The organism is Sphingobacterium yanglingense, from assembly GCF_004363245.1.
Classification (GTDB): domain Bacteria; phylum Bacteroidota; class Bacteroidia; order Sphingobacteriales; family Sphingobacteriaceae; genus Sphingobacterium; species Sphingobacterium yanglingense.
Genome location: NZ_SNYV01000011.1, coordinates 1,412,429 through 1,436,692, shown reverse-complemented (window position 1 = coordinate 1,436,692; position 24,264 = coordinate 1,412,429). Strand labels below are relative to the sequence as shown.

The window sequence follows — 24,264 nt, the reverse complement described above, 5'->3', positions numbered from 1 at the left end:
CGATGATCAACAAGTTATGTGCTTGTTTGCTCGTCATTGGGACAGGACTTATCACTAATAATGTGCATGGTCAAGTACTCGAGGACTATTGGCAGCAGACAAAGGCAAATTATAAAGGATTTTCTATAAAAGACCAGGAGATCGGTATTTCCCGGTTGGATAGTGCGTCTTCATTGGAGCGTTATAAACCACAGGTATGGCTCCAGTACCAACAGGGATTAAGCTCGTTGAACAATGTTTCGGGAGCCTTTTATCCTATGCCGGGCATTTTTAATATCAGTGGCTCAAATACCTCTGGTGGTTCTTCGAATACATTCAATCAATATGCGACAAGTAGTGTAAATTGGGATTTGGTCAATTTTGGACGGAAAAATCTAGACAAAGCTCTAGGGTCTACAGCGATAAAACAGTCTACCTGGGAAGCAAATCAATATACGCTATTGGTACAGAATGAACTTTCTCAACGCTATATAAATTACCTGTATTACCAGATTCTTTCGGATTGGTATCATGAGCACCTGAAGAGGTATCAGGATATTTTGGAACTCACTCGGGATCTGGCGATCAGTGGTATTGTACCCAGTGCCGATACGCTTTTGGTATCTTCTTCGTTGAATAATGTGCAGTCCGAGCTATCTCATGTTTCAGGACAGTTGAAAGGTGGTGTCTATGCGCTTTCGGAATTTGTGGGAGGAGCAGTCAATCCAGCAGCTCAGTCTGTGGCCCGTTTTTTTGTTTTGTTGAAAGCGGAAACAGGGGGAGATGTACTCCAACCCTTATTAGAAATCAAGAAGACTGAAACGGAAAAACTAGACCAATTGGTCAAGAAATCCAGCAAACAAGTATTGCCTCAAATTGTGGGGATAGGTGCTCTTTCTAGCCGGAGTTCGGGAGTCTCGTCATCAGGTGTGGCCTCCAATAATTATGGAGATATGTTTCAGAACTATGCCCATAATTATTTTGTTGGCGTAGGGATGAACTGGAATTTACAACAGCTATTTACGGCTAAGTCTAATCGTAAGATTTTCGAAGCCAAGCGGAGCAAAGTCGAGGAGGAATACCGATTGTTGGATAATGAATTGGAGCAGCGTTTACTGGATCTGTCGACTCAGGAGCGGCAGACTGCTGCCGGTTTGGTGGAGTCGGATCGTAGTAAACAACAAGCTTCTGAGGCTTATGAGATGTATAAGGTACGCTATGAAGGTGGGCTTATTAATTTGGCCGAACTTTTACAGGTTCAAGCTATCTTACTTCAGAATGAGAAGCAAAATCTATTGCAGTATTATAACTATTGGAATATTGTCTTAAAGCGTGCTTTTCTGGGGGCGAATATTAACCCCGTTATCCAACATTTTTAAATCGTAATACACATATGAAATATCCAGTAGTGCTGGCTACACAAAGACGAATGAAAATACTTTGGATATTCCATATGACCGTTAAAAGACAAATTATTTACATATGAATATTATTAGAACAGCGCTTCGGAAGCCTATTGCATTCATTATGGTTATCATAGCGATTGCTTATTTTTCGTGGCCGGTCATTCAAAAGATTAAGGTGGATATCTTTCCAGAGATTGAGTCGCCTGCTATGTATATAGCGATGCCCTATGGGGGGCTTTCGCCTGCCTATATGGACGGTTTTATGGCGAACGAGTTTCAGAAGGTTTTACTTTTTGTCAATGGTGTTAAGGAATTGGATTTTAAAAGTATCCAAGGTCTTTCGCTAATGAAATTGACTTTTTATCCTGGTACGGATATGTCCCAGGCTTCGGCCGAGCTGAGTATGCAGGTGTCGCGTGCCATGGGTTTTTTGCCACCCGGTGCCGTGCCACCTATGGTGGTCCGTTTTGATGGGAGCTCTCTTCCCGTAGGACAATTGGTTTTTGATAGTGAAAAGCACTCCGTGACGGAACTTCAGACCATGGCGATTACTAAAGTAAGGCCTATGTTTGTCAATATACCCGGTATTACAGCTCCAGCTCCATTTGGAGGTAATATGCGTAGTTTGGTCGTGAATATTGATCCCCAAAAGATGAAGGCCGCAGGCTTGAGCCCAGAAGAGGTCACATTGGCCATTACTAAAAACTCGGTTCCCTCGCCGGCAGGTAATGTGAGATTGGGAGACAAAAATCTTATGGCACCAGTCAATTCTATTGCGGATGGTGTTGATGAGTTCCTTCAAACTCCTATCAAGACTATTGCTGATCGGACATTGTTGGTGGGCGATGTGGCTACCGTGCTGGATGCGGCAGACCAAACTGTAGGTTATGCCCTAATCAATGGTAAGCGATCTGTTTATCTTCCAATTATCAAGAAGCCAGATGCATCGACGTTGACGGCAGTAGATAACCTTAAGAAATCGTTGCCCATGTTGGAGAATTTATTGCCTGAAGGGGTTAAGATTAGTTATGCTTTTGACCAGTCGGTGTATATCTCCCGTTCGTTATCTAACCTGATTTTTGAGGGCGCTCTAGGCGCTCTCCTGACAGGGCTAATGGTTTTTCTTTTTCTAGGCGATGTGCGTGGTGCGTTAATTGTCGTTTTGACAATTCCTATTGCTATTATTACCGCTGTGATAACGCTCTATTTCTTTGGGCAGAGTGTTAATATTATGACGTTGAGTGGTCTGGCACTTTCGATTGGAATTTTGGTCGACGAGGCTACGGTTACGATCGAAAATATTCACCAACATATGGAATTGGGAAAATCGAAGGCCCGGGCAATTTTGGATGCTCTTTTAGAAATTTCTGCGCCTAAGTTACTTATTCTATTAAGTATTCTAGCAGTGCTTACTCCGGCATTTATGATGAGTGGTATCCCCCGAGATATGTTTATGCCGTTGTCGCTAGCGGTTGCGTTTGCGATGATCGCTTCTTTTATTGCTTCGCAGACTTTTGTACCTATCATGGCCAATTGGATTATGAAATCTAAAGTGCATGGACAGTTCGTTCGTCGGAAGCGGTCATTTATGGAGCGAGTGAATGTGAAGTATGCCTATTTGGTCCGTCGTCTGGTCCGACGTTCAATGGTGCCTACAATAGGTTATCTGGTCGTAAGTTTTGCTGCCATATTTATGATGTTCTCCTTGTTAGGTACGGATATTCTGCCTCGTTCTGAAGGTGGCGATTTCCAGTTGCGTATACGGCTTCCTGAAGGCACACGTTTGGAACATACCGAAGAGACCGTTCGAAAAATCGGAGAATCTATAACCGCAATGTTGCCTGAGAATAGTGTGAAGATAAGTTCTGCTTTTGTCGGTATGCACCCTTCTGCAAATCCTATTAACCCTATTTTCCTTTTTAATAGCACGACAGGAGAAGGAGTACTGCAATTATCTCTGGATAAAAAGAAAATCGGTCTAAAGAATGATGTATTGAAAGAACAGATCCGGGAACGGATTAGCGCGGATTTTCCTTCAGTGAAGATCAACTTCGAACCAATGGAGTTGATGGATAAGATTATCGGTCAGGGATCAATGACTCCGGTGGAAGTGAAGGTCAGTGCGCCACAGCTTATGGCGGCCGAATCTTATGCTAAAAAGCTGGTGTCTAAACTGTCTAGTTACGATTTTTTGAGAGATGTACAGATTGCAGAGCCTTTGCATTATCCGGTTATTGATATTAAGCTGGATCGTAAGCGTCTTGCACAGTATGGTCTAACCGTTCAAGAAGTGTCGCGTAATATTTCAGCGACTACATCTTCTACTCGATTTACGGATAAAAATCTTTGGGTGGATCCAAAATCTGGACTGGTATTTCAGGTTCAGGTTCAGGTTCCCGAAAATTTAATACAAGCTGTTGAAGATGTGCGTGCTATACCTTTGAAAAAAGGCCAGAGCTATCCGATATTGGAGGATGTGGCTACTATTACGCATAGTACTGTAGCGGGACAGGTGAATCGTAGAGGACCGAATCGTTATGTTACGATTTTGGCAGACCTTCATCATACTGATTTAGGCACAGCGAATAAGGCTGTTGATAAAGCGCTTAGCGAAATAGGAGAAGTCCCGAAGGGGATGCGGGTTTGGAAGGAAGGAACGTTGACTTTATTGGAAGAAACTTTGTCAGGGCTATTGGTTGGGCTTTCGATTGCAATCGTGGTTATTTTCTTTATGATGAGTGCTTACTATCAATCGGTAAGGGTAAGTCTGGTTATTCTATCCGTTGTACCGGCTGTCATTGCGGGTAGTTCTTTTTTCATTTGGTTATTTGGAAGTACATTGAACCTGCAGTCTTATATGGGGATTATTATGTCCATTGGGGTTTCAGTTTCTAATGCGGTACTCTTGGTAAATCAAGCTGAACAGAATCGTAAGAAATATTTTATTTCAGCGCGTTTTGCGGCAATTATTGCAGCGAAGTCCCGCTTGCGTCCTATTCTGATGACAGCGGCCGCTATGGTGGCAGGGATGATTCCAATGGCATTGGGTATGGGGGATGGAGGCGAACAGATTGCCCCTCTTGGCCAAGCGGTAATTGGAGGTTTGATTAGTTCTACTTTAGTGATTTTATTGATGATTCCTCTTATTTTCTCGCTGATGATGAAGAAGGCTACGTATTTGGAACCTTCCCTAGATCCTGATGATGTAAATAGTAAGTTTTATAATAATTAAAAAGATGATAAGATATAGTTTTTTGTTAGTTTTCATTGTATTCGTTGGCTGTCAGCAACAAGGCAATGATAAGGAGGGGCAAACAGAGAAGAAAGCAGAAGCACTGGAGTTGGCTGTCTCTCATCCTCAATCGTTGCAACCTCAATATCGTATTAAGTTGACGGGGGAATTACAGCCTCAGGAATCGGTCGCTTTATTTTCAAAGGTAAAAGGTTTTGTGCGGCAGATTCATGTCGATGTAGGTGATTATGTGCAAAAAGGGCAGCTGCTCGCTCGGATGGAGGCTCCCGAAATGGATGTGCAGAGCACAGCTGATCGTGCAAAGCAGCATCAGTTGCTGGCCAATTATGAGGTCAGTAAATTGCGTTATAAGCGTTTACATGATGTTGATGGGCGCAAGAAAGGTGCAATATCCGCATTGGAGCTAGAGCGTGCTTATGGCGATATGCTACGGGATAGTGCTGCGGTTGTGGAAGCTGGGGGCGCTTATCAAAAGTCAAAGTATATGGAAGATTATCTCTTGATCCGTGCACCTTTTTCAGGGGTTATTACACAGCGTAATTTTTCTACGGGAGCGTTGCTAGGTGATAGTGGTGTACCTATGTTCAATTTGGTGGCCAATGATAAACTGAAGTTGAAAGTTGTGGTACCTGAGGTTCATGGGCAAGCGGTGTCGGATAGCACCGTAGCCGAATTTCAAGTGTTGAGTATTCCTAACCGAACGTTTACAACTAAATTGAAAAGAAATGCTAAATTCATCGATCCGACGACGCGTTCGTTGAGTTTGGAGTTTGAGGTTCCTAATGGGGATAAGAGTCTGATTGGAGGGGATTTTGCTGATGTACAACTGTCGTTGAAACGGGCACAACATACTATCTTTATCCCCAAGGAAGCTGTTGTGAATGCGCAATCTGGCGTGTTTGTAATACGTATAGGCGAAGATGGAAAAACAGAACGTGTGCAGGTTCGTCTAGGCATTTCGCATGAAAATCTTGTGGAAGTGTTTGGGGCTATTACGACAGAGGATCGTATTGTAAATCGTGCTTCGGAGGAACTTACGGATGGAAAAATTGTTAAGGCTTTAATGAAGTAATACTATTAATATTATAAAGGTATGGAAAGAAAATTGTTGTTGATGATTGCTGGTGCACTACTGGTTATTGGTTGTGCGAATAATGCTAAAGAGGTTGGTGATGAGGGAGGTACTATCCCCGAAGATTCGCTCGCTATGGAAACAGTAGGAACGGGTGTGAAAGAGGTCGCTGCTGGAGTGCGTGCAAGTTTTGTAGATATCAATAATCGGGTTATGTCCTTGGATTCTCTTAGGGGAAAGGTAGTCGTTATGAATTTTTGGGCGACCTGGTGTCCTCCCTGCATCCGGGAGATGCCCTCGTTGAACACGTTGTTCTTGGACCTAAAGTCTAACAGGGATATTGTTTTTATGGCGATTGATGTCGATGAAGATATTAAGGGGGCTTCCAAGTTTATGGCTAAGAATAAATTTGATCTCCCGTTGTATACGTTACATGGCCCATTACCTTCTGAATTGGAGACGAGCTCAATCCCGATGACTGTGATTTTGGATAAACGTGGCGAGGTTGCCGTGCAGCATACAGGTATGGTGGATTTTGGTAATCCCAATATCAAAGATGGTTTGCTAAAGCTGGCTGCCGAATAAGAAAAAAGGTCAGGTGAGAATTTTTACCTGACCTTTTTTCAGTTATAAACTACGTAGTAGCACTTGCCAAGCTTCTTGTAGTTGGCCTTGGTTTAGCAATTGTGCAGCAAAGGTATGTACGCCTGCTGGATTACTATAATCGATATCTAGTTCTATCGTATGGTCTAGAGATGGGATTACTTCTACATTGGCCAGTAAACCTAGGTGATTTCCCGTCAGTACTTTAGAAAGGCGGATCGCTTCGGGCAGATTATCCACGCCAATACCTAAATTACGGAGCGGCTTGGGTACGATGAATAGGTTGTCCTGTGTCACACGACAATACCAATCGCCTCCAAGTCTAGCAACAAGATCCAATTCATGCTGTTTGATATTGTTTTTGTCATCTAGAAGGTGGGCCTGTACATGCATGGCCAATACTTCGGCGATGACTAGATTTCCTGCGCCGGGAAGGTCGCTGAGTGGTATTACACGTTGTACCTTGCATTCGAGTTGAATCGGGGACTCTGCCACACGAGGTGGTTTTATATAGGTTGAAGGAAGTGGGGTAAGACCTGCTTTTTCGAATTCGTCGATTCCTTCGGCATATTCTGTGCTTGCTAAGGACTGTTGTTGTACCAAATCGTAGTTTACGATATTGATGACGACTTCGTCCACTTCCAAAATGTTCTCGAGCGTGTGTTTGGTTGAACCATCCCGCATACGTCTCAACGGAGAGAATACACACACCGGTGGTTGGTGCGACATGAGGTTGAAATAGCTGAAGGGACTAAGGTTGACCTGCCCACTTTTTGATATGGTACTGGCAAAACATATAGGTCTTGGCGCAATTGCATATTTGATCAAGTTGTCGAATATAGCTTGATCTTTTTTTGGATCAAAACTTATAATATTACTCATTTTTTGCTCTTTATTAAGGTCGTTACTCGTTTGTTAATACTATTTTGTTTTCCAATAGGCCAAGTCCTGTGACCTCAAGCGTAATGGTATCACCATCTTGTAGCCATTGATCTGTATGATTTGGGTTTGCTAGGCGTGCGGTGCCATTGAGCTCGAGAAAGCAACCGGTTCCTACGGTTCCGGATCCTATTACATCACCAGGGAAAAGTTCTACGCCATAGGAAACACGCTCTATGATTTCGGCGAATGTCCAGTCCATGTCTGCAAAATTCCCAAGGGAGACTTGTTGTCCATTTACGCTACATGTCATTTCTAGGTTATATGAGTCGCCAGTGTGACCTTTGTAGTGTGGTATTTTATACGCTAGTAATTCGTCTTTTGTGACCAAATAAGGTCCTATTACGGTTGCGAAGTCTTTCCCTTTTGCAGGACCCAAATTTAGTTTCATTTCTTCCATCTGTAGCTTACGGGCACTGATGTCGTTCATGATCATATAACCTGCAATATAGTCGTCTGCTTCTGCCGCTTTAATGTTTTTTCCTCTTTTATTAATGACTATCGCGACCTCAAGTTCGAAGTCCAATTGTTGCATATGTAGTGGCATACAGCGAATATCTCCTGGGCCATAAATCGCGTTATGGTTTGTGAAATAGAATACCGGGAATTGATCGAACTCAGGAATCATTTCCAAGCCACGATTTCGTCTGGAGGTCGCTACATGCTGTCTAAAAGCATAAGCATCTCTACAGGAAGTCGGGTGGGGGACAGGTGCCATTAATTGAGCGTCTGTTATGTTTATTCCCTTTATATTGATGGTGCCATTTTTGATTTTTGCTTCTGCTTGCTGTAAGGCAAGCATAGTTGTAGGGCCTCCATTTAAGAATTCCTGCATTGAGGTGGGAAGTTGATCGCTGATTTCGGTGCAACGGTAAACTGTTGTATTTATTAAAATAGCGAGATGTTCGGCATTGTCATGAAGACAGGTTACAATTCTCATAAAAAGAGCGGCATTAAAAAGGGTTCAATTATAGATTTACCGTGCAAATATACATATGATTATAAATATTTAAATTTTTTCGTCGGATAATATTGGAAAATATTTTTATCTTTATACCATATTATAAACCCTGCTATGTACAATCTTTGTGTATATACCCCAAAGTTATCCTTAGGATTGATTGCTTTTATAAAAGCGATGCTAGCAGAGATTGTGTTTGCACAGTATTAAGCCCCTTATTCCATTTAACTCGTAACTAGGCTTATCGAGTATTTCATTTTTTGTTTTTTAACTGTTTTAAACCAGAGGATTATGGCATTTTATCATAAGCTCGGGAAAGTCCCCAACAAGCGACATACCGTATTTAAAAAAGAAAATGGCGATTTATACGCCGAAGAATTGGTTTCAACACATGGTTTTTCCAGTGTTTACTCCCTTGTATATCACTGTCATCCGCCAACATTGGTGCGACAGATAAGAGAACCTTATGATGTTTCTCCAAAAATTGCACGGGAGAAGCATCTGAAGCATACCAGTTTGAAAGGATTTTCATTGGCCGCGGTCGATGATTATTTGGAAAGCCGTAAGCCCGTATTGGTGAACCATGATCTGCACATCTCCTTGGCTGCTCCCCGACATTCGATGACAGACTATTTCTATAAGAATAGTCAGGCTGATGAAATCATATTTATCCATGAGGGACGAGGTGTTTTAAAAACGGGATATGGTCAGATTACATTTTCTTATGGGGACTATCTGGTTATTCCACGAGGTACGATCTATCAACTTCACTTTGAGGATACGGCAAATCGTTTGTTGATCGTAGAGTCTTTTTCTCCAGTTCGTACGCCAAAGCGTTACCGCAATGAATTTGGACAATTGATGGAGCACGCTCCATTCTATGAACGTGATATCCGTGTGCCTGAAAATCTGGAGACCTTTGATGAAATGGGGGATTTTGAGGTCAAGATAAAAAAAGAGGGGTTGATCTATCCGTATGTGTATGGCAGCCACCCGTTTGATTTTATTGGTTGGGATGGCTATCACTATCCATGGGCTTTTTCTATTCACGATTTTATGCCTATCACGGGGATGTTGCACCAACCTCCTCCGGTACATCAGACTTTCGAAACGGATGCATTTGTATTGTGTAGTTTTTGCCCTCGCTTATACGATTATCATCCATTAGCGGTTCCGGCTCCTTACAATCATAGTAATGTCGATTCTGATGAACTTTTGTACTATGTGGATGGCGATTTTATGAGCCGTAAGTCGGTGGAGAAAGGACAGATTACGTTGCATCCGGGAGGGATACCACATGGACCGCACCCAGGTACGGTTGAGAAAAGTATCGGGCAAACACGGACAGATGAATTGGCGGTAATGATCGATCCTTTTAGACCGTTGATGTTGACGGAGGATGCGTTAGCATTGGAAGATCCTGATTATTACAAATCATGGATGAATTAGTAACTAATTAATAAACAATAATATATTATCATGGCACAAACTTTTGCGGAGAAAATTGCGACAGCGCAAGATTTTCTTCCTATTAATGGTACGGATTACATTGAGTTTTATGTGGGGAATGCGAAACAAGCTGCGCATTATTACAAGACAGCTTTTGGTTTTCAGTCGGAGGCTTATGCTGGTCCAGAGACTGGAGTTCGGGATCGTGCATCCTATGTTTTGAAACAGAATAAAATCAGACTGGTATTGACATCTGCTTTGCGCTCGGATCATGCTATTTCGGAGCATGTCAAAAAGCATGGTGATGGCGTCAAGATATTGGCTTTGTGGGTTGATGATGCACGGAAATCTTTCGAAGAAACCACTAAGCGCGGAGCGCGGGTATACCAGGAACCATTGTGTACACAAGATGAACATGGGGAGGTTTGGACAGCGGGTATCTATACATACGGAGAGACAGTACATATGTTTGTCGAGCGTAAAAACTACAAAGGCGCATTTTTACCTGGATACGAGCCTTGGGTTAGCGATTATAATCCTGAAGAGACTGGCCTTTTGTATGTAGATCACTGCGTGGGTAATGTCGATTGGAATAAAATGAATGAGACTGTTGAGTGGTATCAAAATGTGATGGGATTTGTGAATATTCTTTCTTTTGATGATAAACAGATCAACACAGAGTATTCGGCTTTGATGAGTAAGGTGATGAGTAATGGTAATGGTTATGTGAAGTTCCCGATCAATGAGCCTGCAGAAGGAAAGAAGAAGTCTCAGATTGAAGAGTACCTTGAGTTTTACGAAGGTGAGGGGGTACAGCATGCAGCCTTAGCTACCAATGATATTGTTTCCACGGTCAAAGCTTTAAAGGCTCGTGGTGTAGAGTTTTTAGGTGCTCCTCCTGAGGCTTATTACGATATGTTGCCGGACCGGGTGGGGGTAATTGACGAAGAAATCAAAATCATCCAAGATTTGGGTATTCTGGTCGATAGAGATGAGGAAGGGTATCTTCTTCAGATTTTTACAAAACCAGTCCAAGATCGTCCTACTTTATTTTTTGAAATCATACAACGAAAAGGTGCGCAGAGTTTTGGTGCAGGGAACTTTAAAGCGTTGTTTGAGGCTATAGAACGCGAACAGGAACGAAGAGGTAATTTATAAGATAAGGTGTCTATTTTAGGGTTTTAAAAATAATATGAAGGAATTACTTAGGGATTTTGAACACAAAAGACCGGAGATTGTATTTGAATGGAAGGATAGTGAGACTGAGGCAGAAGGATGGATTGTAATCAATTCATTGCGTGGAGGAGCAGCAGGTGGTGGTACACGAATGCGTGCCGGATTGGATCGGAATGAAGTAGAGTCGCTTGCCAAAACAATGGAAGTGAAATTTACGGTATCTGGACCAGCTATAGGGGGTGCTAAATCTGGGATTAATTTTGATCCTAAAGATCCTCGGAAAAAGGAGGTGTTGGCCCGTTGGTTCAAGGCTGTGACACCTTTGTTGAAAAATTATTATGGTACAGGTGGAGATCTTAATATCGACGAAATCCATGATGTAATCCCGATGACGGAGGAGTATGGTCTTTGGCATCCTCAAGAGGGAGTGTTGAATGGGCATTTTAATGTCCGTGAGAGTGAGCGTATCCGTCAAATCGGACAATTGCGGTACGGTGTATCTAAGGTTTTGGAGGATGCATTTTATACCCCAGACCTAAAGCGTAAGTATAAAGTTGCTGATATGATTACTGGCTTCGGTGTTGCAGAGTCTGTCCGTCATTTTTATGATCTCTATGAATCTGGGTGTCAAGGTAAGAAAGCGATTATTCAAGGTTGGGGGAATGTGGCTGCAGCCGCCGCATTTTATCTGTCTAAAATGGGGGTTCGTATCGTTGGTATTATAGATCGTATGGGGGGCTTGATTAATACAGATGGGTTTGATGAGCATGCAATAACAGATTTGTTCCTTAATCGTAACGGCAATGAGTTGGTCTCTTCTGATATGATTCCTTCGGATAAGTTGCAAGAAGAGGTATGGTCTATTGGAGCTGATATTTTTATTCCTGCTGCTGCTTCTCGTCTGGTGTCCAAGGCTCATGTACAGCAAATGGTGGATAACGGCTTGGAGCTAATCGCTAGTGGTGCAAATGTACCTTTTGCGGATAAAGAGATTTTCTATGGCCCTGTGATGGAGTATGCAGATCAGCAGGTGGCTGTAATTCCAGATTTTGTGGCCAACTGTGGTATGGCGCGGGTATTTGCCTATTTGATGCAGCCGAGTATTGAAATTAGTGATGATGCTTTGTTTTCTGACGTTTCAAAAGTGATACAACAGGCGCTGAAAGCGATTTACGATGTTTCGAAAGAACGGACACAGTTATCGTCCAACGCTTATGAGATTGCTTTACGGCAATTGATTTAGTCAAAAGAAAAGGGACTTTAGTATTAAAGTCCCTTTTTTGTTTTCGATTATTTATTTGCTGTATTTTTTAATGATTGTTTCCAGAACATCTGCTGTGAGTTCGTGCTCAGCGAGTGTTGGAAATCCTTCCCAGCGGACAATGCCTTGAGGATCTAATAGTATACAGTGTGGTATTCCTTTTACCTCTAGCTCTTTTTTAAGTCTCGCCTGCGTGTCTATTGCATTATAGTACTCTATTTTTATGTCCTTAGCATTTTGGACTTTTTCGGCAGTTTCGTCGGATATTCCTACAATAACCAATTGATCTTTGTATTTTTCCTGCCATTCATTTAATTCAGGAATAACCCTGCGGCATGGACCACACCAAGTTGCCCAGAAGTCGACGAGTACAAATTTTCCTTTAGTTTGGGGCGCATCAGAAAGCCACTGTTCAACTTGAAGATCAGGTGCTTTCTCATTCAAGATTGATTTAGCCCATAATTTTTTACCGTTATTGCTTTCCTGTGCTTGGCTAAGTGTAAAAGTCAAGCAGAGTGATAGAATCGCTAGTGTGTTAGTTATTAGTTTTTTATGCATTTCTGTAAGTTTTTTTATTAGGTTACTGGGCACAATTTACAATAGTTTTAGTCTTTCCACAAGAAGATAACGAGCTCTTTACATTGGCATTGTTATCTCAGTGAATTGTAATGTAAAGTTATATGCATTTTTTATTCCTGCTAATTTTGGTATTTTTACCATTTATTATAAGGTGAAATCAGTACATATCGTATGCCAGTTAAGATACCCGATAGCTTACCAGCCATAGAGCTGCTAAAAAACGAAAGTATATTTGTGATGAGTGATCTTCGTGCTAATGAGCAGGATATTCGTCCCCTTCGACTTGTTATTCTGAATCTCATGCCCTTGAAGATTTCGGCAGAAACAGATTTTGTCCGCTTATTGTCAAATAATCCTTTGCAGATCGAGGTAGAGTTTTTGAATCTAGAGTCTCATACTTCCAAAAATACGCCAGCGGAACACTTGGAAATGTTTTATAAGGGGTTCTCAGATGTTGCTGATGATTTTTACGACGGGATGATCATTACTGGAGCTCCAGTAGAAATGCTTCCTTTTGAGGAGGTGACCTATTGGGAGGAGGTGACCCGTATTTTTGATTGGGCGCGTAGTCACGTAACTTCAACGTTGTATATTTGTTGGGCTTCTCAAGCAGCGTTATATCATTTTTATGGTGTTGAGAAACAACCTTTGGATAAGAAGCTTTTTGGTGTCTTTAACCATATTGCTTTGGATAAAACAAATCCTTTGTTTAGGGGCTTTGACGATGAATTCTTTATTCCACATAGTAGACATACTACTATTTCGAAAGAAGATCTAGAAAGGAATAATGATATCGAGGTCCTTTCTGAATCAGAAGAGGCAGGGATTGCAATTGCAAGTTCGCGAGGAGGACGAGAATTCTATCTGACAGGACATTCGGAGTATGCTCCGTATACGTTGCATCAGGAATATGTTAGGGATGTCGAAAAGGGGCTGGAAATAGATGTTCCACTAAATTACTACACGAATGATGATCCGTCATTGTCTCCTAAAGTCAGGTGGGTGAGCCATGCTAATCTATTATTCAATAACTGGCTTAATTACTTTGTGTATCAGGAGACTCCGTTTGATCTTAAAAATGTCCCTAATTTAGGTGATTTAAGAGACAATAACCATTAAAGCAACAGTCTCTGGTGAAGGCTGGTGGTAATGCGAGATGTCTTATATTAAAAAAACGCCATGAAGCTGGGAGCAACAGGCGTTTCTAACTAACCATTTTTAACCTAAATTATGAATTACAAGTAAAACGATGGTTAACTGTTTTTATTGTGTTGAGTAACAATTTTTTATTGTAATCAATTACTTTTGTTACAATTAATTCATCTTTTATATGTTTTAAGTGATGAAATGTTTGATAAATGGGGTATCTCGTTTGATCAATTTATAACACTCCATTAAGCATTTTATAGTATTGATATTTAACGTAATGTATTAATGATGAGATGTAAGCATATGGATTATCCTTTTGGACTTTGGATCAAGCAGAGCTTTGTTTTTGCGTTGACTGCGACCTTGCTTATCGCGCTAGCTTCTTTTACAGGAGGATTCATGAGTACCCGTAGTGTTGTACAGATCTGCATCACATTTTTAGTTATTCTGATTGTTGCCTTCAATAATATCTGTATTCATGTTTATTTTAGAGTAGAGGATCCTGTTAAGTCACCTCTGTACGTTAAGGTTATTAGTTTTGGAAGTGCCATTTTAATTATTTGGGTTTTTCATTATATCGAGCGTTTTCTAGGTGTTTTGGATCATCGACTACATAGCTTCCTGATTCAAAATCCTGTTCGTAATTTTACATTTATCAGTGTTCAAGGGAGTTTACTGAATGTTGTAGTACTGCTGTGGCTTTACTTTTTAATGTCTGAACATGCAAAGGCACATCATAAGCTGGAACGCTCCAGGCTGGAACGTTCTCGTGAAGAAGCGATCAATCTCATGATGCGGCAACAGATTCAACCTCATTTCTTGTTTAATGCTCTTGCTACCTTGAAAACACTGATCCGTAAGAATCCGGATATGGCTCAGGATTATTTGGTTCAGCTTTCTGATTTTTTACGGATTACAATTGCTTCTGTGAAGAATGGGGAGTTGGCTAGCATTGATCAAGAGATCAAGCTTTGTGAGGATTATCTGAATATGCAGAAGATCCGTTTTGGAGAGGCGCTGCATTATGAGGTGAATATTTCTGCAGATATACGGGAGAAGCAACTGCCTATTTTCTCTATTCAACCATTAGTCGATAATGTTTTAAAGCATAATTCCTTTACGGTGGCAGATCCTGTACGGATTAGTGTTGCAGCAAGTGATGGTTGGATATCTGTACGTAATAATAAAAATATTAAGTATCAGAAAGTGGATTCTAACGGTAGTGGTCTTCGTAATCTGATAGAGCGATATAAGTATTTATTTGTGCAAGGGGTTGAAATCGAAGAGTCAGAAACTTTTTTTGAGGTACGTATTAAGATTGTGTGATGAGAGTGGTTTTAGTAGAAGATGAGGGCTTAGCAGCAGAAGACTTGGCTCAAACGTTGAGTTTGGTACTGCCTCAGGTAGAGATTGTAAAATATATACAATCTGTACAGGAGGGGATTTCTTTTTTCCGTGATAATCCTAAAGTCGATCTTATTTTTTCAGATATTCAGTTGGGAGATGGCTTGAGTTTTGAAATCTTTAGAGAGGTCTTGGTTTCTGCACCTATTGTTTTTTGTACGGCCTATGATGATTATCTGTTAGAAGCTTTTAAGACGAATGGCATCGATTATATTTTGAAGCCAATTTCTAACGGAGCTGTTGAATCTACTATGCAAAAATATTTCGGTTTACAACGTCAGCTTTCGCAATGGCCGGTTAATCATAATTTAAAGAATGGGCTCTTTAGTGATCTGATGGGGCAGACGCAATCCCGGCAAAGTGCTTTGGTAGTCCATCACCATGGACGGATTATTCCGTTGGTTGTTGAGGATGTTGCTCTTTGTTACATCGAGTACGAGAACGTTTTTGTTAAAACTTTTGATGGTAAGGAATATGCTGTAAATAAGAGTCTTGATGATCTTGAAAAGACGTTGGGTGGTCTTTTTTTTCGAGCGAATAGACAACATCTGGTTAATAGAGCAGCATTGCGTCATGCTAGTTATACGTTGTCGAGAAAGCTGTCACTGGATCTTGCTATAGCACATAGTTCCCGGGTTTACGTGAGTAGGGAAAAAGCTTCTACTTTTCTACGTTGGCTAGAGGCGAAAGAGTTGGATTAACAGTGAAGCGGACGGCTCGTCCTTTATTTTGTCCGCTTGGCGCGGAAAGGCGTTAAATAATTCGGTAATTTTTATGAAGTTTGGGTTGTAGTTATTCAAGTATGGTGATGACAACGATTGCGACTATGTATAAATTTGTAAGTGTTTTCAAGACGAATGTCCAAACATTGACTGATAAGATTCTTCTATTAGAGGGACTACAGTCTTTGAAAATTCCCCTTATTGTGAGCTTGGACCTAGAAGACGAGGATCGAGTCTTGCGTGTAGAATCTAATGAACACGTGGTGCCTCTGGTCGTGAGTAAGGTGGATGAGTGTAACTTTAAGTGTGAGGAACTGGATAGTTTCCTAATGGGAATTCCATTGCGTAGCATGTCGTTATCCTAAGCAGATAACATAATCTATTGTTTTTAGCAAGAGTATAGTCGTGCTATACTCTTACTAAGATATATTTTTAGTGTTCGAAATGGTATAGGAATACTACATCTCCCACATAAGCTGGTTTGGGATTGTCTTTAATTACCAACGTAGCTTCTATAGATGCTTTGACTGTTCCTCTTAGGTTTAGTATTGATTTAACCTTAGCCTGTAGTTGTACTTCGCTATCTACCAATACGGCTTGTCCAAACTTTAAATTTTCAATTCCATAGTTGATTTCCATTTTCAGATTTCTCACATCTGCTATCTGTTTCCAAAGGTAAGGAATCAAAGAAAGGGTGAGATAACCGTGGGCAATCGTAGTTTTGAAAGGACTGTCTGTTTTTGCTTTTTCCTGATCGATATGTATCCATTGATGATCTAGGGTGGCGTCTGCAAATCTGTTAATCTGCTCTTGATCGATTTTGTGCCAATCGGAAGAGCCTAATTGTTTTCCTTCAAACGATTTGTACTCCTCGTAATTGTTTATTACTACCATTTTAAGAAAGTTGTATTTAATATTTATAGTTGTAAATATTTCTGGTGTAAGTTAGCAAAACTTTCCTTAGCCTTAGTTATTTCTTTTTTAATTTAATCGTTCCCGCGAAAGAATCTAATAAATTTCTAATATTTTTCTACTGCTCCTCTAACAGCCTAGCGGCATTAATATGTTCAATTTTGTGCCAGATTAATTTGAATATGAAATCAATTAAAGGCAAAACAATGAAAATTAACAGTAAGGACATCCGTCTAAAAAAGAAAAAACTATTGTTTTTTATAGGCATTAGTTTCTTTGTGCTTTCTTCATGTAGCAGTACCTCGAAGAAAGAAGAAGAAGATAATAAGGCTTATCGTATTGAAGGGGATGCGGTCTTATTGACAGCGGGGTCTCCGATTCATGCTAAGTTGGGTTTTGAAACTGTAGCGGAGGAAGATTTTGTTTTGGAGATGACAAGTGCTGGCACGGTCAAGACAATTCCCAATGCCTATGCGGAGATTGCATCACCATTTGCAGGTCGGGTATTACGTTCGTTTGTTCGTTTGGGACATAAGGTACAGCCAGGTTCGCCAATTTTTGAACTGAGTTCTCCCGACTACTTTAATGCGGAGAAAGAATATACGGACGCCCGTCAAGAATTTCGTCAAGCTGAATTGAATTTGAAACGTCAACAAGATCTCTTAAAAAACGGGGTAGGTATACAGCGGGAACTGGAGGATGCAGAAACTGATTATGAGATCAAGAAATCTGCATTATCAAATTCGTTGTCCGCTTTAAAGATATTTAATGTTAATCCGGAGAAGATGTCTCTTGGGAAGCCTATGATTGTACGGTCTCCTATCAAAGGAGAAATTGTGGATAATAATATTGTAATCGGACAATATCTGAAGGAAGATGCTGAACCTATTGCTGTAGTTGCAGAACTTTCTAAAGTATGGATTGTGGGACAGGTGAAAGAAAAGGATATCCGTTTTATCCATGAATTGGACGAAGTTGAGGTTAAAGTAGCTGCTTATCCAGACCATCTGATAAAAGGAAAGGTATACCATGTTAATGAAATTGTAGATGAAGAGACACGTAGCGTTGAGGTACTGATCGAGTGCGATAATATCAATCATGAGCTAAAGCCAGGTATGTATGTAACCGTACTTTTTAGAGATACGCCTCAGAAATCTATTCTTGTGCCTAGTAGTGCGGTATTTCAGGCTAATGATAAGCAGTTTGTTTTTGTAAAAGAGGGAGATAGCAGGTTTGTGAAAAGAGAAATCCATACCGCAGGAACTTCAAACGAGCGTGTCGTAGTAAGCGCTGGTCTTGGTACTGGAGAGACTATTGTGACGAGTGGTGGGTCGTTAATGTTGAGAAGCTACTAGGCTCAAGGTATATATAGTGAACAGTTTATAGATTAAGGATTAAGCGATGAATAAATTAATACATAATGGTGTAGCTAAGCGCTGGGTAATGGTGGCTTTGTTTACCCTTATTGCTTTTTTTGGATATTATTCGTGGAAGCAGCTCGCTGTTGAAGCCTATCCGGATATTGCAGATGTGACTTCCCAAGTGGTGACCCAGGTGCCGGGGCTAGCAGCAGAGGAGATTGAACAGCAAATTACTATTCCTGTGGAACGTGCTCTGAATGGACTGCCTGGTATGCATGTAATGCGTAGTAAGAGCACATTTGGTCTATCTATTATCACGATTGTTTTTCAGGATGGGGTAGATGATTATTGGGCGAGATTACGAATTGAGGAACGATTGAATGAGGTAGAACTACCTTATGATGCAGTCCCTGGATTAGACCCTCTTACTTCACCAACAGGAGAGGTGTACCGTTATATTGTAGAGAGCAGTGGGGGACACGATTTGAGGGCTCTTACCGATCTACAGAATTTTACCATTATGCCTCGTATCAAACAGGTGTCAGGTGTAGCGGATGTAACCAATTTTGGTGGTATTACGACACAGTTTCAAGTTGAGGTGGATCCCCGTAAGTTGGAACAGTATTCTATCACGTTGACAGAAGTTATTGAGACTATTGAAAATAACAATATCAATGCCGGTGGGAGTGTACTTCCTCGTGGCGAGTTGGGGTATGTAGTACGTGGTATCGGATTGGTAAGGGATTTGGAAGATCTGGGAAAAATCGTCGTAAAATCTGAAAAGGGAGTGCCCATCTTTTTGCAGGATATCGGAGAGCTGAAATATGGTATGTTGGAACGGAAAGGAGTATTGGGCTATACAGACCGTGAACGGGATTATTCGGATAGTTTGGAGGGGATAGTGCTATTGCTAAAAGGACAGAATCCTTCTTCGGTTTTGGAAGGAATCCACGAGGCTGTTGAAGAACTGAATAATGGCGGATTGCCGGAAGGTGTACATATTCATACGTTTTTAGACCGTACGGATCTGGTTGATACAACTTTGAACACGGTGTCACATACCTTGTTGGAAGGGATGGCATTGGTTATTATCGTATTGATTGTCTTTTTAGGTAGTTGGCGGGGTGCTCTTTTAGTAGCGGTTACGATTCCTCTTTCGTTGTTAACGGCCTTTATTCTGATGCACTTTACGGATATCCCAGCCAATCTATTATCACTGGGCGCTATCGACTTTGGTATTATTGTGGATGGGGCGATCGTGATGCTGGAAACTATTCTCAAGAAACGTGAGGATAATCCAGATCTTGAGTTAGCGGAAAAAAGTATAGCACAGCGGGCAGCAGAGGTAGCTAAACCTGTATTCTTCTCGACGATTATTATCATTACTGCCTACTTGCCGTTATTTGCTTTTGAGCGTGTGGAGAAGAAGCTTTTTACGCCAATGGCATTTACAGTTGGGTATGCTTTGTTGGGTGCGTTGGCGGTAGCTTTATTGGTTATTCCTGGTATTGCTTACGTTATCTATAAAAAGCCACAAAAAATCTATCATAATAAATGGCTTGAAAAGATTTCAGATTCCTATTCCAGTGGTATAAAACGTATCATGCAAAAGCCGAAGCAGGTTTTTATTCCTCTGATTTTGATTTTAGCTGCAACTTCTTTTTTGGCTGTACGAGTGGGAAAGGACTTTTTACCTCCTCTTGATGAAGGATCTATCTGGCTGCAGGTACAGTTGCCTCCTGGTATCTCCGTGCAAAAGGCGAGCGAGATGAGTGATACATTGCGGGCAAGGACGATGGAGTTTGATGAGGTTACCTATATTATGGTTCAGGCAGGGCGTAATGATGATGGAACAGATCCATGGACAGCTTCTCATTTTGAGGTTTCTATAGGTATCAAACCCTATAAAGAATGGCCTAAAGGAAAGACTAAGTATGATTTGATCGACGAGTTGGCAGCAGTGTATGATAGCATGCCAGGGTTTACGGTTGGATTCTCGCAACCGATGATCGATGGGGTAATGGATAAGATTTCAGGAGCACATAGTGAGCTTGTGGTCAAGGTGTATGGTGATGATTTTAAAGAGACACGACGTATTGCGGAGGAAGTGCTCGGAACTTTGGCTACGATTCCTGGTGCCGTGGATCTGGATATTGACCAAGAACCGCCTTTACCCCAGCTGCAGATCCATGCAGATCGTGATAAAATAGCACAGTACGGTCTTAATGTATCTGATGTTGCCGAACTGATAGAGGTTGCTATTGGAGGTAAGGCTGTATCTCAGTTGTTTATTGGACATAAAGTATATGATATTATATGTCGCTACAGCGAGGCAAGCCGGAATACTCCGGAGAAAATATCTAATCTTATGTTGACTTCCCAAACCGGTGCGAAGATCCCTTTATCTCAGATTGCTGATGTACGGTTGAGTACTGGAGAGAGCACAATAACCCGTGAAATGAATAAGAGACACTTGACCGTGAAGTTGAATGTGCGTAATAGAGACCTGAATTCCTTGTTGGCGGAAGCACAACAAGCGATTGATAAGCATGTTGAATACGATCACGATAAGTATCATATCAGCTGGGGTGGACAGTTTGAAAATCAGAACAGGGCATATGAGCGTTTGGCTGTCATAGTTCCGCTTGCGTTAGCGATTATGTTTATTCTCCTCTATAGTGCATTCGGTTCGTTCCGTCAAGCAGGTCTTTTGATGAGTATTGTTCCGTTGGCTTTATTTGGAGGTATGTTAGCCCTGAATGTCCGTGGCATGTCTTTAAATGTTTCGTCAGCTGTTGGTTTCATTGCTTTATTTGGCGTAGCTATCCAGAACGGAGTGATTATGATATCGCATATTAATGAACTACGACGAAAAGGGTATGATCTTTCTCGTTCGGTTATCGAGGGGGCTGCCCATCGTTTCAGACCTGTACTGATGACGGCAACTGTAGCTGTACTTGGACTATTCCCTGCATCGCTTGCTACTGGAATAGGTTCTGACGTACAACGTCCGTTGGCTACAGTGATTGTATATGGCTTATTGTTTTCTACGATTATTACCTTGTTTGCATTACCGGCATTGTATTATTTGGTGGAACGCAAATGGGGAAAAAACTATACGGCTTCTAAACAGGATTAAATTATACGGAGATGAAAAAATATATAAATATCATATTTAGTCTGGCCTTACTATCTGTGGGTACTACTCAGGTGTCGGCCCAGGTATTGGACTCTTCCTTTTCTTATAAGGAGATCGATTATACTACGTTTGTACGTTTGGTAGGAAAAAATAACCTAGCTTATTCGGCGGAGAAGTTCAATGTTGATATCGCTGAGGCTGAAATTTTACAGGCACGGGTTTTTCCAGATCCAGAACTGTCATTTGAGGCGTCCGATAACGGGCAAAGACGGATGAAGATGGGATATGGTTTCGCTTCTGAGTTATCTTGGACCGTAGAGCTTGGCGGTAAACGCCATGCTCGATTGGATGTAGTCAAAGATCAGGTACAGGTGACTCGATTACTATTGGAGGATTACTTTAGGAATCTACGGGCTGACGCGACCTTGGCCTATTTGACAGCGCTACAGAACAAGATGCTATTGGATGTGCAGCAGACTTCCTATGAACAGATGAAGAAACTTGCGGAGGCTGATAGTATCCGATATCGACTGGGGAGTATTTCACAAGTCGATGCACGACAGTCGAAACTGGAGGCTTCTACAATGTTGAATGAGGTATTTGCTGCAGAAGCGGAATGGAAAAGTGCTCTAGCAGATTTGTCAACACTTCTTGGTGATGAGCAAATCGATTTTCTTTGGAATCCTACTGGTGATTTGAAGGGCTTAGGTCGTGATTTTGTATTAAGTGAAATAATCGGCGAAGCCAAAATGAATAGAGCAGATTTGCAGGCGGCCTTACAGCAGAAAAACCTTTCTGCAAGTTTGTTGAAATTAGCTAAAGCCAATAGGGCGATAGATCTAGGGCTATCCTTAGGTATGGATTATGCCTCGTACGTGAATAATGTTATAGCGCCTACTCCATCGATGACTACTGTAAAAGTCGGTATCAGTGTGCCACTCAAATTTTCAAACAAGCATCCTGCAGAGGTTCGCTCTGCTCAATGGGGAATGTTGCAGGCAGAGAAAGAACACAAGCAAACCTCTTTGGTCATCCAAAGTGAAGTAACTCAGGCTTATCACGGCTATCAGGCGGCTCAAAAGCAAGTCGCACAGTTTGAAGCGGGGCTCTTAACGGATGCACAGGCTATTTTGGATGGTAAAATATATAGTTATCAACGGGGCGAGAGTTCTTTATTGGAATTGTTGGATGCACAACGGACCTATATTGAGGTACAGCAGAACTATTATGTGACGCAGTATAATTGTGCTGCTGCATTGGTTGAATTGGAGCGTGCAGTGGGAATTTGGGATATTAATTTTTAAAAAACAATTGGTTATGAAAGTAACGAAAAATATACTTTTCCTAGGGTTGGTTAGTTTGTTGTTCTGCCATAAGATGGTGGTTGCTCAGGATGGGACAAAAGATAAAGGGGACGATTCTACGGCATTTTTTGTCGACGATATCTTGGCCGTTGGTAGGGTGTCGTGGGGGATGAAGGCTGGAGTAAACTATACCAATTTGCATGGTAAGGATATGGCTTATTTGTTTTCCAATGATGAATCCACTTATAAAGTAGGTTTTCAAGGAGGAGTCTTTGTCCGAACAGCATTGAATAAGCGGTTTACATTAGGACATGAGCTAATGTTTAACCAACGGAAATTTGGTGTCTTACTCTCTGATGATGGGGGAGATTATAGTTCAAGAATCGCTACGGGCTCTATTGTCCTAATGCCTATCAATGTAGATTATGCCGTCGGCCGGGTGCATATCTATGCAGGACCCTATGTCAGTACATTGTTGTATGCGGATATCCAACGTAGAGATGAAGACGGTACTTGGTTTAAGGATAAACAGATTTATGGAAGTGCTGGAGATGATGAATCGGGGAATAAGTATTTGCAGAAGATGGAGATGGGGTTTAATACCGGAATAGCGTATCAATTGAATCGCCGCTTTTTATTGGGACTTAATTACACACAAGGATTATCAAGTATGTTCCAATATGCTAGTAGCTATGACGTTGGTGATTCTAAAGATCATATTCGAGTATTTAGTAGGGGCTTTTCTTTTTCCTTGGCTTATACCTTATAGAAAAATAAATCAACTGTGCTATGATAGATTCTTGGAAATATTTAAAATGGAATGCTTAATCCTAGAGAATGCCTATCGTCTTGTTTTGGAAATGATGTATTTTTGAGGGATGTAATTGATCGTAATCTGAAAAGGTTACAGTGCAATGAATAACAATATGAAAGATAAGGTAGAGAAACATTGGTCAAAGGTCGAGTATTTGCATGAGGTGGTTACGAATAGTAATATTCACATTCGAGGAACCAAAAGTTACTATAGCAATGCTTGGACCGGCTCATTTGAAGAAAGTGTAGTGCGTTATTTATATGGGGATCCCTATAGTGTTGCTAATTGGGAGCCTGCCTGGGATATTGATCAATTGTATATTGGCAATTATGTATGTATAGGCGCTGAGGTACTTATCTTAATGGGGGGTAATAATACCCATAGAACTGATTGGTTCAGTTTGTACCCTTTTACAGAATCGATTCTGGAATCTTATAAGCAGAAAGGAGATACCCGTATTGATGACGGGGCCTGGCTTGGTATTCGTTCTATCATTATGCCAGGTGTTCATATCGGTGAGGGAGCTGTAGTTGCTGCTGCTGCTGTAGTGACCAAAGATGTACCTCCTTATGCGATTGTAGGAGGGAATCCAGCGAAGGTTATTGGTTACCGTTTTGGACCGGAGGTGATCGAAGAGCTGTCAGCTCTTCATATTTATGAATGGTCTAGCGCCAAGTTTAAAGCGCTTCGTCCTTATCTGACCTCGAATGATATTTCAGAGTTGCTTAAACGCGTTCAAACTTACGACGCTAATGAGAAGATACCTTCTAAAGACTAATAT

General features: G+C 41.3%; 20 protein-coding genes. 16 read left to right on the top strand and 4 right to left on the bottom strand.

Annotated features, from left to right (window positions below; translation table 11 throughout):
• Nucleotides 1–2: 2 nt before the first annotated feature.
• The 4 genes from CLV99_RS08305 to CLV99_RS08290 all read left to right on the top strand — a co-directional run bounded on the left by CLV99_RS08305 (nucleotide 3) and on the right by CLV99_RS08290 (nucleotide 6,295).
• Nucleotides 3–1,358: a TolC family protein gene (locus CLV99_RS08305; protein ID WP_133584010.1), complete on the top strand. Its 1,356-nt coding sequence runs from the start codon at nucleotides 3–5 to the stop codon at nucleotides 1,356–1,358.
• A 103-nt stretch (nucleotides 1,359–1,461) separates the two neighbouring features.
• Complete coding sequence (locus CLV99_RS08300) at nucleotides 1,462–4,617, top strand: efflux RND transporter permease subunit (protein WP_133584009.1); 3,156 nt, start codon at nucleotides 1,462–1,464, stop codon at nucleotides 4,615–4,617.
• 4 nt (nucleotides 4,618–4,621) lie between these two features.
• Entirely contained in the window at nucleotides 4,622–5,710 is a 1,089-nt protein-coding gene (locus CLV99_RS08295; protein ID WP_133584008.1) for an efflux RND transporter periplasmic adaptor subunit, read from the top strand.
• 21 nt (nucleotides 5,711–5,731) lie between these two features.
• Nucleotides 5,732–6,295, top strand: coding sequence for a TlpA family protein disulfide reductase (locus CLV99_RS08290; RefSeq protein WP_133584007.1), 564 nt, complete (start codon nucleotides 5,732–5,734; stop codon nucleotides 6,293–6,295).
• 42 nt (nucleotides 6,296–6,337) lie between these two features.
• On the opposite strand, the gene CLV99_RS08285 is transcribed toward CLV99_RS08290, so the two are convergent.
• A complete protein-coding gene (locus tag CLV99_RS08285; protein WP_133584006.1) occupies nucleotides 6,338–7,195 on the bottom strand; it encodes a flavin reductase family protein in 858 nt (285 codons plus the stop codon).
• 22 nt (nucleotides 7,196–7,217) lie between these two features.
• Nucleotides 7,218–8,192: a fumarylacetoacetate hydrolase family protein gene (locus CLV99_RS08280; RefSeq protein WP_133584005.1), complete on the bottom strand. Its 975-nt coding sequence runs from the start codon at nucleotides 8,190–8,192 to the stop codon at nucleotides 7,218–7,220.
• Between the two features lie 312 nt (nucleotides 8,193–8,504).
• On the opposite strand from CLV99_RS08280, the gene CLV99_RS08275 reads away from it, so the two are divergent.
• The 3 genes from CLV99_RS08275 to CLV99_RS08265 are packed head-to-tail and all read left to right on the top strand — an operon-like array spanning nucleotide 8,505 to nucleotide 12,081.
• The gene (locus CLV99_RS08275) at nucleotides 8,505–9,662 is read left to right on the top strand and encodes a homogentisate 1,2-dioxygenase (protein ID WP_133584004.1); all 1,158 of its coding nucleotides are present in this window, start codon (nucleotides 8,505–8,507) and stop codon (nucleotides 9,660–9,662) included.
• Between the two features lie 30 nt (nucleotides 9,663–9,692).
• Entirely contained in the window at nucleotides 9,693–10,820 is a 1,128-nt protein-coding gene (hppD, locus tag CLV99_RS08270) for a 4-hydroxyphenylpyruvate dioxygenase (protein WP_133584003.1), read from the top strand.
• 34 nt (nucleotides 10,821–10,854) lie between these two features.
• Nucleotides 10,855–12,081 carry a Glu/Leu/Phe/Val dehydrogenase dimerization domain-containing protein gene (locus tag CLV99_RS08265; RefSeq protein ID WP_133584002.1) on the top strand — a complete coding sequence of 409 codons (1,227 nt, stop codon included), beginning with the start codon at nucleotides 10,855–10,857 and terminating at the stop codon, nucleotides 12,079–12,081.
• A gap of 51 nt (nucleotides 12,082–12,132) precedes the next feature.
• On the opposite strand, the gene CLV99_RS08260 is transcribed toward CLV99_RS08265, so the two are convergent.
• Entirely contained in the window at nucleotides 12,133–12,657 is a 525-nt protein-coding gene (locus tag CLV99_RS08260) for a TlpA family protein disulfide reductase (RefSeq protein WP_133584001.1), read from the bottom strand.
• Nucleotides 12,658–12,849: 192 nt separating this feature from the next.
• On the opposite strand from CLV99_RS08260, the gene metA reads away from it, so the two are divergent.
• From metA to CLV99_RS08240, 4 genes are all read left to right on the top strand, one after another.
• A complete protein-coding gene (gene metA, locus CLV99_RS08255) occupies nucleotides 12,850–13,797 on the top strand; it encodes a homoserine O-acetyltransferase MetA (protein WP_133584000.1) in 948 nt (315 codons plus the stop codon).
• 333 nt (nucleotides 13,798–14,130) lie between these two features.
• Complete coding sequence (locus CLV99_RS08250; protein WP_162850063.1) at nucleotides 14,131–15,153, top strand: sensor histidine kinase; 1,023 nt, start codon at nucleotides 14,131–14,133, stop codon at nucleotides 15,151–15,153.
• Nucleotides 15,153–15,932, top strand: coding sequence for a LytR/AlgR family response regulator transcription factor (locus tag CLV99_RS08245; RefSeq protein WP_133583998.1), 780 nt, complete (start codon nucleotides 15,153–15,155; stop codon nucleotides 15,930–15,932). Before CLV99_RS08250 ends, CLV99_RS08245 begins: the two co-directional genes overlap by 1 nt.
• Before the next feature lie 125 nt (nucleotides 15,933–16,057).
• Nucleotides 16,058–16,318, top strand: a complete 261-nt coding sequence (locus CLV99_RS08240; protein ID WP_133583997.1) for a hypothetical protein — start codon at nucleotides 16,058–16,060, stop codon at nucleotides 16,316–16,318.
• A 67-nt stretch (nucleotides 16,319–16,385) separates the two neighbouring features.
• On the opposite strand, the gene CLV99_RS08235 is transcribed toward CLV99_RS08240, so the two are convergent.
• A complete protein-coding gene (locus CLV99_RS08235) occupies nucleotides 16,386–16,847 on the bottom strand; it encodes a MaoC family dehydratase (RefSeq protein WP_133583996.1) in 462 nt (153 codons plus the stop codon).
• Nucleotides 16,848–17,071: 224 nt separating this feature from the next.
• On the opposite strand from CLV99_RS08235, the gene CLV99_RS08230 reads away from it, so the two are divergent.
• The 5 genes from CLV99_RS08230 to CLV99_RS23510 all read left to right on the top strand — a co-directional run bounded on the left by CLV99_RS08230 (nucleotide 17,072) and on the right by CLV99_RS23510 (nucleotide 24,261).
• Nucleotides 17,072–18,220 carry an efflux RND transporter periplasmic adaptor subunit gene (locus CLV99_RS08230; protein ID WP_133583995.1) on the top strand — a complete coding sequence of 383 codons (1,149 nt, stop codon included), beginning with the start codon at nucleotides 17,072–17,074 and terminating at the stop codon, nucleotides 18,218–18,220.
• Nucleotides 18,221–18,266: 46 nt separating this feature from the next.
• Entirely contained in the window at nucleotides 18,267–21,365 is a 3,099-nt protein-coding gene (locus tag CLV99_RS08225; protein ID WP_133583994.1) for an efflux RND transporter permease subunit, read from the top strand.
• 11 nt (nucleotides 21,366–21,376) lie between these two features.
• Complete coding sequence (locus CLV99_RS08220) at nucleotides 21,377–22,669, top strand: TolC family protein (RefSeq protein ID WP_133583993.1); 1,293 nt, start codon at nucleotides 21,377–21,379, stop codon at nucleotides 22,667–22,669.
• A gap of 13 nt (nucleotides 22,670–22,682) precedes the next feature.
• Nucleotides 22,683–23,438, top strand: a complete 756-nt coding sequence (locus CLV99_RS08215; RefSeq protein ID WP_133583992.1) for a porin family protein — start codon at nucleotides 22,683–22,685, stop codon at nucleotides 23,436–23,438.
• Between the two features lie 145 nt (nucleotides 23,439–23,583).
• Nucleotides 23,584–24,261, top strand: coding sequence for a CatB-related O-acetyltransferase (locus CLV99_RS23510; protein ID WP_317126625.1), 678 nt, complete (start codon nucleotides 23,584–23,586; stop codon nucleotides 24,259–24,261).
• Nucleotides 24,262–24,264: the final 3 nt, after the last annotated feature.